The sequence below is a fragment of the Streptomyces sp. NPDC005899 genome, assembly GCF_040629645.1.
Taxonomy (GTDB): Bacteria; Actinomycetota; Actinomycetes; order Streptomycetales; family Streptomycetaceae; genus Streptomyces.
Genome location: NZ_JBEXWB010000257.1, coordinates 1 through 9,353, shown reverse-complemented (window position 1 = coordinate 9,353; position 9,353 = coordinate 1). Strand labels below are relative to the sequence as shown.

At 72.2% G+C, this 9,353-nt stretch carries 10 protein-coding genes and 1 pseudogene; 7 read left to right on the top strand and 4 right to left on the bottom strand.

All coding sequences use genetic code 11. The annotated features are described in order from the left end of the window. The first annotated feature begins 203 nt into the window (after positions 1-203). On the top strand, positions 204-407 hold the full coding sequence (locus ABZ371_RS23925) for a hypothetical protein (RefSeq protein ID WP_358683084.1): 204 nt from the start codon (positions 204-206) through the stop codon (positions 405-407). Positions 408-503: 96 nt separating this feature from the next. On the opposite strand, the gene ABZ371_RS23920 is transcribed toward ABZ371_RS23925, so the two are convergent. The 3 genes from ABZ371_RS23920 to ABZ371_RS23910 all read right to left on the bottom strand — a co-directional run bounded on the left by ABZ371_RS23920 (position 504) and on the right by ABZ371_RS23910 (position 3,060). Beyond that, complete coding sequence (locus tag ABZ371_RS23920) at positions 504-1,589, bottom strand: trypsin-like peptidase domain-containing protein (RefSeq protein WP_358683082.1); 1,086 nt, start codon at positions 1,587-1,589, stop codon at positions 504-506. Between the two features lie 77 nt (positions 1,590-1,666). Continuing rightward, positions 1,667-2,419 (bottom strand): methyltransferase domain-containing protein, encoded by a 753-nt coding sequence (locus ABZ371_RS23915; protein ID WP_358683086.1) that lies wholly within the window; start codon positions 2,417-2,419, stop codon positions 1,667-1,669. 41 nt (positions 2,420-2,460) lie between these two features. Then, positions 2,461-3,060, bottom strand: coding sequence for a DUF3043 domain-containing protein (locus ABZ371_RS23910; protein WP_358683080.1), 600 nt, complete (start codon positions 3,058-3,060; stop codon positions 2,461-2,463). A 296-nt stretch (positions 3,061-3,356) separates the two neighbouring features. On the opposite strand from ABZ371_RS23910, the gene ABZ371_RS23905 reads away from it, so the two are divergent. The 5 genes and pseudogenes from ABZ371_RS23905 to ABZ371_RS23885 all read left to right on the top strand — a co-directional run. Continuing rightward, a complete protein-coding gene (locus tag ABZ371_RS23905; protein ID WP_358683078.1) occupies positions 3,357-4,139 on the top strand; it encodes a PspA/IM30 family protein in 783 nt (260 codons plus the stop codon). 10 nt (positions 4,140-4,149) lie between these two features. After that, positions 4,150-4,428 (top strand): hypothetical protein, encoded by a 279-nt coding sequence (locus ABZ371_RS23900; protein WP_358683076.1) that lies wholly within the window; start codon positions 4,150-4,152, stop codon positions 4,426-4,428. Positions 4,429-4,569: 141 nt separating this feature from the next. Further along, positions 4,570-5,844, top strand: a complete 1,275-nt coding sequence (locus ABZ371_RS23895; RefSeq protein ID WP_358683074.1) for a histidine kinase — start codon at positions 4,570-4,572, stop codon at positions 5,842-5,844. Next, positions 5,841-6,530, top strand: a complete 690-nt coding sequence (locus tag ABZ371_RS23890) for a response regulator transcription factor (RefSeq protein ID WP_358683072.1) — start codon at positions 5,841-5,843, stop codon at positions 6,528-6,530. The genes ABZ371_RS23895 and ABZ371_RS23890 overlap by 4 nt, the downstream gene beginning before the upstream one ends. A 167-nt stretch (positions 6,531-6,697) precedes the next feature. Further along, positions 6,698-7,414: pseudogene (locus ABZ371_RS23885) on the top strand (efflux RND transporter permease subunit); the annotation flags it as partial. A gap of 130 nt (positions 7,415-7,544) precedes the next feature. Here ABZ371_RS23885 and nadA read toward each other — a convergent pair. After that, entirely contained in the window at positions 7,545-8,723 is a 1,179-nt protein-coding gene (gene nadA / locus ABZ371_RS23880) for a quinolinate synthase NadA (protein ID WP_358683070.1), read from the bottom strand. Positions 8,724-8,953: 230 nt separating this feature from the next. Here nadA and ABZ371_RS23875 point away from each other — a divergent pair, with 230 nt between their 5' ends. Beyond that, complete coding sequence (locus ABZ371_RS23875; RefSeq protein WP_018103583.1) at positions 8,954-9,310, top strand: iron-sulfur cluster assembly accessory protein; 357 nt, start codon at positions 8,954-8,956, stop codon at positions 9,308-9,310. Positions 9,311-9,353: the final 43 nt, after the last annotated feature.

Below are 9,353 nucleotides of genomic sequence, written 5' to 3'. Positions count from 1 at the left end.
CGAGGAGCGCGGTCGCGGCGCGCACCCGCGCACCGCGGGCGGACGCGCAGGCGGCGCAGGGGCAGTCGGGCCGCGGCAGCCCGTCGGGGGCTCCGGTGCCGAGGAGAGTCAGTTCCACGCCCCGATCCTCCCGTGTCCGTGCCGTCCCTGCGCGCCCGGGCACCCACTAGGCTTCGGGGAGCAACGTGACCCAGGAGGCGGACATGGCGTGGACGTGGCGGTTCGAGAAGTCCGACGGTACGGAGACGGAGCCGGCGCTGCAGCCGGAGGAGTTCACGACCCAGGGCGACGCGGAGTCCTGGATCGGTGAGTTCTGGAAGGAGCTCCTCGAGGGCGGTGCCGACCAGGTGACCCTGTTCGAGGACGCGACGAAGATCTACGGCCCGATGAGCCTCCAGGCCGAATAGGCCCTCCGACCCGTCCTCCTGTCCGCCCTCCCGGGCGGGCGGGGGCGGGCCGCCGCGGTCGGGCCCCGCGCCCGCCCGGTCGGCCGGATCTCCGCGTCAGATCTCGCCGAGCGTGACCTGCGCCGTCCTGTCCGTGCCCGACCGGACGTACGTGACCCGCACCTTCTGGCCGGGGCTGCGGGAGGCCAGGGCCTCCGAGAGCGAGGTGATCGTCGTGACGCGGGTGTCGCCCAGCCGCGTGATGACGTCCCCGGCCCGCAGGCCGGCCTCCTCGGCCGCCCCGCCCTCGGGGGCGGTGACGACGGCGACACCGGCCGGCCGGTAGTCGTCGTCGACGACCGTGCGGCCCGTGATGTCCAGTGCCGCCCGGCCCGAGTCCGTGACCCTGCCGCTCTCGATGATCTGGTCGGCGACGGTCCGCACCGTCGACACCGGGATGGCGAAGCCGATCCCGGGCGCGGCGCTGCCTCCGGGCTCCGGGTCCGTGGCCGCGAGGGTGGGGATGCCGATCACCTCGCTGTCGAGGTCGACCAGGGCGCCGCCGCTGTTGCCCGGATTGATCGCCGCCGAGGTCTGCACCATGTCGGCGAGCGTCGCGCCGGTGCCGCCGCCCGCCCGGCTCTCGCTGACGGTCCGGCCCACGGCCGAGACGATGCCCTGCGTGACGCTGCTGGACAGACCGAGGGGCGAGCCCATCGCCAGCACGATCTGCCCGACCCGGACCTCGCCGGCCGTGCCGAACTTCGCGGGCTTCAGCCCCTCCGGGACGTCGTCCAGCCTGATGACCGCCAGGTCCTGCTCGGGGTAGGAGGAGACGAGTGAGGCCTTGAGCGCCCTCTCACCGGTCACGACGGTGACGTCGAAGGACTTCGCATCACCCACCACGTGGGCGTTCGTGACGATGTGCCCCTTGTCGTCGTAGACGACCCCGGAGCCCAGGGCGTCCCCGGTGGCGATCTGCACGACGGTGGGCAGTACGTCGTCGATGACGGACTCGTACCGCTCCTCCAGGTCGACCGTCCCCTGCGCCACGGCGTCCGGCCGCACCGGGGCCCCGGAGGGGGAGGGGGGCGGGGCGGCGCAGCCACACGCCAGCGCGAGCACGCAGACACCGGCGGCCAGGGACGGCGAGGAGCGACGGGCCGGGCCGCGGCGCCGGCCGTGCGAGGGGGTTGCGTCCATGCCCGGAGTATCGCCGCGGCCACGCCCCGGGGGCCCGCGCTGCTGGGCCGATCGGACGCACGGTCAGTGGCGCCGGCTCAGCCGCGTACGCCGCACAGGTGCAGGAGCGCGGCCACACCGCGGTACGGGTCCGTCCGCCCGGCCCGGTCCTCTACGGCCAGCACCCGGGCCAGTTCCTCCGGGCCGGGCAGCGGGACCTCGTTGCCCACGTTGTCCGTGAACACCCGTACGCCGTACCAGGCGTGCAGCGGGGCGGCGATGCCGGCGAGGGTGGCCGTCAGCGAGCCGAGCCGGTCGGCCCGCACGTCGAGACCCAGCCTGTTCCGGTACGTGTCCGTGTCGAACGCGGCGAGGGCCGCGCCGAAGTCACCCGCGGTCCCGGGCCGCATGGCCAGCGCGTCGGCGTTCCGCACGAGCAGCGACAGCAGCCCGCCCGGCGCCAGCATCCGGGCCAGGCCGGCCAGCATGGGATCCGGCTCGGGGACGTACATCAGTACGCCGTGGCAGAGCACCACGTCGAAGCTGCCGGGCAGGAAGTGCACCCCGGTGTCCCGGCCGTCGCCCTCGATGAAGCGCACGCGCTCCCGGATGCCCTCGGGTTCGCCCGCCAGTGCCTCCTGGGCGGTCCCCAGCATCTCGCCGTCCGACTCCAGGCCCGTCACCGTGTGCCCGGCCCGCGCCAGGCGCAGGGCCTGCGTGCCCTGGCCCATGCCGACGTCGAGCACCCGCAGCCGCCGCCCCACGGGGAAGCGCGCGGCTATCTGCTCGTCCAGCTGCCGGGCGACCAGCTCCTGGCGGACCGTGTTGCGTAGCCCGCCGAGCCCGGCCAGCCACTGGGAGGACGCGCCCGTGAAGCCGGAGGGCTCAGCGCTCAGGGCCGCTCTCCCCGCTTGACCTGCGGCTTCGGGAGCCGCAGCCGGCGCATCTGCAGGGTGCGCATCAGGCCGTAGGCGACGGCTCCGCGCTTCGGGGTGTCAGGGAAGCGCTGGGCCAGCTGCCGCTTGAGCCGGAACGCGAGACCGACGGAGTCGATCACGATCAGGACGATCACGCCGAGCCAGAGCAGCAGCGAGATGTTCTGGATGTTCTGGACCTGGATCACGCTGAGGATCAGGATGATCACCGCGAGCGGAAGGAAGTACTCCGCGATGCAGAAGCGGGAGTCCACGAAGTCGCGGACGAAGCGCCGCACGGGCCCCTTGTCACGGGCCGGCAGATAACGCTCGTCGCCCGACGCGAGTGCCTCACGCTGGCGGGCCATGTCCGCGCGGCGCGCTTCGCGCTGCCGCTTCACGGCCTCCTTGCGATCGGTCGGCGCGCCGCTCGAGGCACGCCTGCGCTGCGTCTGGGCATCGCTGCGCTTGGGGGTGGGGCGACCTTTGGGAGCCTGGGGGTCGCGGGGCTGCTTGGAGAGGTCCGCCGTCACCTTGCCGGTGGGGGCCTTCTCTTCCTTGGAACGGCTTCGGAACACAAAGCCCAAGGGTACGGGGTCGACCGGGGCGCCGACGGACCGGGCGGGAACGATCCGGCAACGGCCCGCGCCCTGAAAGGCGCCCCGACGGGGGCAGAACGGACGATGCCGCCTCTTTCCCCGGGGATCCACTACTCCCTGGGCGGGATCGCCCACCGGCGGCACTCGTCCTTGGGGAGGAGCACATCCGGGTCCGAACAGTGCGGTAATAGAGACAGGGCCCGTACTGTGGGTTCTGTTGGAGTGCCGGAGCTCAGTCCGTCAGAAGGGGGCGCGCGAAGCCCATGAGCGGTGTCATGAAGCGTATGGGAATGATCTTCCGCGCGAAGGCCAACAAGGCCCTTGACCGGGCCGAGGACCCGCGCGAAACCCTCGATTACTCGTACCAGAAGCAGCTGGAACTCCTGCAGAAGGTACGCCGTGGCGTCGCCGACGTGGCGACCTCCCGCAAGCGGCTCGAACTGCAGCTGAACCAGCTTCAGGGCCAGTCCTCCAAACTGGAGGACCAGGGCCGCAAGGCGCTCGCGCTCGGCAGGGAGGACCTCGCCCGCGAGGCGCTGTCCCGGCGCGCCGCACTGCAGCAGCAGGTCACCGACCTGGAGACGCAGCACCGGACGCTGCAGGGCGAGGAGGAGAAGCTCACCCTCGCGGCCCAGCGGCTGCAGGCCAAGGTCGACGCCTTCCGGACGAAGAAGGAGACCATCAAGGCCACCTACACCGCCGCCCAGGCGCAGACGCGGATCGGTGAGGCGTTCTCCGGGATCTCCGAGGAGATGGGCGACGTCGGCCTCGCGATCCAGCGGGCCGAGGACAAGACGCAGCAGTTGCAGGCCCGGGCCGGCGCCATCGACGAACTGCTGGCCTCCGGCGCCCTGGACGACCCGTCCGGGACGGCCAAGGACGACATCGCCGCCGAGCTGGACCGCATCTCCGGTGGTACGGATGTGGAACTGGAACTGCAGCGCATGAAGGCCGAGCTGGCCGGCGGCCCGTCCGCGCGGCAGCAGGCCATCGAAGGCGGCGCGCAGGACGCGGCACCGCAGTCGCAGCAGGCTCCGCACAAGTTCGACAAGCAGTGAGGGCGGCGTCATGATCGTACGGATCATGGGGGAGGGCCAGGTGGAACTGGCCGACAGTCACGTGGCCGAGCTGGACAAGCTCGACGACGTACTGCTCGCGGAGATGGAGAGCGGTGACGGACCCGGTTTCCGCACCACGCTCCACGCGCTCCTGGACAAGGTGCGCGAGCTCGGCTCGCCGCTGCCGGACGACTCCCTGGAGCCGTCCGAGCTGATCCTCCCGGCGCCGGACGCCACCCTCGAAGAGGTGCGCGCCCTGCTCGGTGACGGGGGACTGATCCCCGGCTGACAGGCGGCCGGCCGGCCTCCACACTCCCCGCGGTGCCCCGCCCCTGTCCCACCGGTGCGGGGCACTGTGCCGTGCCGGGCCGCTCCCTGACCGCGTCCGTCCGGTGCCGGGCCGGCAGCGCCACGCCGTACCGTTCTCGGCGTGACCACCCTCGGAACCGGACTCGTACGCGTCCGCCGCTGGCTGAGCGCCCATCCCCTCGCCTTCGACGGGGCGCTCGCCGCCGGTGTGCTCGTCTGCATGGTCGGCGCGTCGTTCGCCGAGCCGGACCCGGGCCACGGCCGGCCCATCTTCGGCGAACGCGTCCCCGGGCCCTGGAGCGTCCTCCTGATGGTGCTCGCCGCGGCCGCGCTGGTGCTGCGGCGGCGCCGGCCCGTGACGGTACTGGCGGTGACGGGGCTGCTGTCCGCCGCCGAGTTCCTCCTGATGGACCCGCCGGCCCCCGTGGTGATGAGCGCGGTCATCGCGCTGTTCACCGTGGCCTCCAGCACCGACCGCCCCACGACCTGGCGGGTCGGCCTGCTGACCATGGCGGTCCTCACCGTGACCGCGATGGTGGTCGGTTCGTCGCCCTGGTACAGCCAGGAGAACGTCGGCGTCCTCGCCTGGACCGGACTGGCCTGCGCCGCCGGGGACGCCGTGCGCAGCAGGCGCGCGTTCGTCGACGCGATCAGGGAACGGGCCGAACGGGCCGAGCGCACCCGCGAGGAGGAGGCCCGCCGCCGGGTCGCCGAGGAGCGGCTGCGGATCGCCCGCGACCTCCACGACGTCGTGGCCCACCACATCGCCCTGGTCAACGTGCAGGCCGGGGTCGCCGCCCACGTCATGGACAAGCGCCCGGACCAGGCCAAGGAGGCACTCGCGCACGTCCGGGAGGCGAGCCGCTCCGCCCTGGGCGAGCTCCGGGCCACCGTCGGGCTGCTGCGCCAGTCCGGCGACCCGGAGGCGCCCACCGAACCGGCTCCGGGGCTCGCCGTCCTCGACGCGCTGATCGACACGTTCCGCAACACGGGCCTCTCCGTCGAGGTGGCCCGCACCGACCCGGACCGCCCGCTGCCCGCTGCCGTGGACCTCGCGGCGTACCGGGTCATCCAGGAGGCCCTGACCAACGTGCGCAAGCACGCGGGCGCCGGCGCGAAGGCCGAGGTGAGCGTCGTACGGGTGGGGGCGACCGCCGAGATCACCGTGCTCGATGACGGTGCCGGAGCGGGACCCGGGCGTCCCGCCGGCCCCGGTGACGGCGGCGGACACGGCCTCCTCGGCATGAGGGAACGCGTCACCGCGCTCGGCGGCACCCTCACCGCGGGTCCCCGGTACGGCGGCGGGTTCCGCGTCCATGCGATCCTGCCCGTCATGCCCCGCGCGGACGGGCCGGAGGTACCGGGCGGGACACCGGGGGCGGGGGGACTCGCATGACGCCGATCAGGGTGCTGCTCGCCGACGACCAGGCGCTGCTGCGCAGCGCGTTCCGGGTGCTCGTGGACTCGGAGCCCGACATGCACGTCGTCGGGGAGGCCGCGGACGGCGCCCAGGCCGTGGCGCTCGCCCGCTCGACGCGCGCCGACGTCGTGCTGATGGACATCCGGATGCCCGGCACCGACGGCCTCGCCGCCACCCGCACGATCAGCGCGGACCCGGATCTGGCCGGGGTGCGCATCGTCATGCTCACCACCTTCGAGGTGGACGAGTACGTGGTGCAGTCGCTCCGCGCGGGCGCCTCCGGCTTCCTGGGCAAGGGCGCCGAGCCGGACGAGCTGCTCAACGCGATCCGGGTCGCGGCCGCCGGGGAGGCGCTGCTCTCCCCGGTCGCGACCAAGGGCCTCATCGCCACCTTCCTTGCGCAGGACGGCAGCACGGACGGCGGACCGGACGCCACCGTGTACGGCGAGCGGCTGTCCGCCCTCACCGGGCGCGAGCGCGAGGTGCTCGTCCTGGTCGCCGGCGGCCACTCCAACGACCAGATCGCCGAGCGGCTCGTCGTCAGCCCCCTCACCGTGAAGACGCACGTGAACCGGGCGATGGCCAAGCTGGGTGCGCGGGACCGCGCGCAATTGGTGGTCATCGCGTACGAATCGGGCCTGGTGCGCCCCAGGGTGGAGTAACGGGTGGAGATCCGGACTACTCCAGCTGCGGTATGCGCGGTGTGAGAAAGCAACCCGGGGGCCGACGCCTTCGTCCGGCGGACCGGCGATCGTAGGGGTGGGCGTGCTGTGTCCCCCTGATCGCCGCATCGCCGTGCGAGCAGCCGCCCATCTGCCGCGTACGCCACACCGGCGACAACACGGGCGCGGTCAGTGCGTCCCTCCAGCAGAAGATCGACGCACTGGACCTCCCGGACGGCGCCACCGCGACCATCGGCGGCGTCTCCCAGGACCAGGACGACGCCTTCGCGAAGCTGGGGCTGGCGATGCTCGCGGCCATCGCGATCGTCTTCATGCTGCTGGTGGCCACCTTCCGGTCGCTCGTCCAGCCGCTGATCCTGCTGGTCTCCGTCCCCTTCGCCGCCACCGGCGCCATCGGCCTCCTCGTCGTCACGGGCACCCCGATGGGCGTCCCGGCGATGATCGGCATGCTGATGCTGATCGGCATCGTGGTGACCAACGCCATCGTGCTCATCGACCTGATCAACCAGTACAGGTCGCAGGGCATGGGCGTCGTCGAGGCCGTCGTAGAGGGGGGCCGCCACCGTCTGCGGCCGATCCTGATGACCGCCCTGGCGACGATCTTCGCGCTGCTCCCGATGGCGCTGGGCGTCACGGGCGAGGGCGGCTTCATCTCGCAGCCGCTGGCGGTCGTGGTGATCGGCGGTCTGATCACCTCGACGCTGCTGACCCTGCTGCTGGTGCCGACGCTCTACTCCATGGTGGAGCTGCGCAAGGAGCGCCGCGCGAAGAAGAAGGCGGCGAAGCGGGCGGCGCGCTCCGGCGCCGAGGCACCCGGAGCCCCGGAGGAGGCCTCATCCGAGCCGGAGCCGGCGAAGGCCTGACGGCACCGGCGCCGCACGGTGAGGCGGCGCCCCACGACAGGCGGGAACCGCGCAGCGAGGCCCCCGGTGCGATCGCACCGGGGGCCTCGCCCTTCGTCCGGGTGCGCCACGGCGCACCGGCCACCCGCGGTTACGGCAGGGCGAGCATCCGCTCGAGCGCCTGCTTGGCGTACTTCTCCGTCTCGGCGTCGACCTGGATGCGGTTGACCAGCTTGCCCTCGGCCAGCGACTCCAGGGTCCAGACCAGGTGCGGCAGGTCGATCCGGTTCATCGTCGAGCAGAAGCACACCGTCCTGTCGAGGAAGACGATCTCCTTGTCCTCCGCGGCGAAACGGTTCGCCAGCCGGCGCACCAGGTTCAGCTCCGTGCCGATCGCCCACTTGGAGCCGGCCGGCGCCGCTTCCAGGGCCTTGATGATGTACTCCGTCGAGCCCACCTGGTCCGCGGCCGCGACGACCTCGTGCTTGCACTCGGGGTGAACCAGCACGTTGACGCCCGGGATCCGCTCCCGTACGTCGTTGACGGACTCCACCGAGAAGCGCCCGTGGACCGAGCAGTGCCCGCGCCACAGGATCATCCTGGCGTTGCGCAGCTCCTCGGCGGTGAGACCGCCGTTCGGCTTGTGCGGGTTGTAGAGGACGCAGTCCTCCAGGCTCATGCCCATGTCCCGGACGGCCGTGTTGCGGCCCAGGTGCTGGTCCGGCAGGAAGAGCACCTTGTCGCCCTGCTCGAAGGCCCACTCCAGTGCCCGCTTCGCGTTGGACGAGGTGCAGATCGTGCCGCCGTGCCGGCCGGTGAAGGCCTTGATGTCGGCGGAGGAGTTCATGTACGAGACCGGCACGACCTGGTCGGCGACGCCCGCCTCGGTCAGCACGTCCCAGCACTCGGCGACCTGCTCGGCGGTGGCCATGTCGGCCATGGAGCACCCCGCCGCCAGGTCCGGCAGCACGACCTTCTGGCCGTCGCCCGTGAGGATGTCGGCGGACTCGGCCATGAAGTGCACGCCGCAGAAGACGATGTACTCGGCCTCGGGCCGCGCCGCCGCGTCCCGGGCGAGCTTGAAGGAGTCGCCGGTGACGTCCGCGAACTGGATGACCTCGTCGCGCTGGTAGTGGTGGCCGAGGACGAAGACTTTGTCCCCGAGCTTCTCCTTGGCAGCGCGGGCCCGCTCCACCAGGTCCGGGTCGGACGGGGACGGCAGGTCACCGGGGCACTCGACGCCGCGCTCGCTCCGCGGGTCGGCCTCGCGGCCCAGCAGAAGCAGGGCGAGGGGCGTCGGCTGGACATCCAGGGGCTGGGCGGTGGTCACGACACGCACCCTTTCTTTTTCGCGGGCATGCCTTTTCGTCTAATTGACGCTATCTATCATAGCCGCTTCACGTCAGATTGACGATGCCGATCGCGTCGATGTGACGCATCCCCGGACGGGGCGGTGTGCGAGCATGAAGAGGACAGACACGCGCCTGGCCCGGAATGAATCCGCGGCCCCGATGGTTGGACCCGTCGGCAAGCAGTCCGAACAACCCGGGAGAGAAGCAGATGTCCGTATCGGACGAGACCACCACCGTGAGCGACGGCATCCTCCTGTCCGACGCCGCCGCAGCCAAGGTCAAGGCCCTGCTGGAGCAGGAAGGCCGCGACGACCTCGCGCTGCGCGTCGCCGTCCAGCCCGGAGGCTGCTCGGGCCTGCGCTACCAGCTGTTCTTCGACGAGCGCTCGCTCGACGGTGACGTGGTGAAGGACTTCGACGGCGTCAAGGTCGTCACCGACCGGATGAGCGCTCCGTACCTGGGCGGCGCCTCCGTCGACTTCGTGGACACCATCGAGAAGCAGGGCTTCACGATCGACAACCCGAACGCCACGGGCTCCTGCGCCTGTGGTGACTCCTTCAGCTGAGCCGCACGCACGTACGACGGCGGCGGCGCCCCCGGCCGGGGGC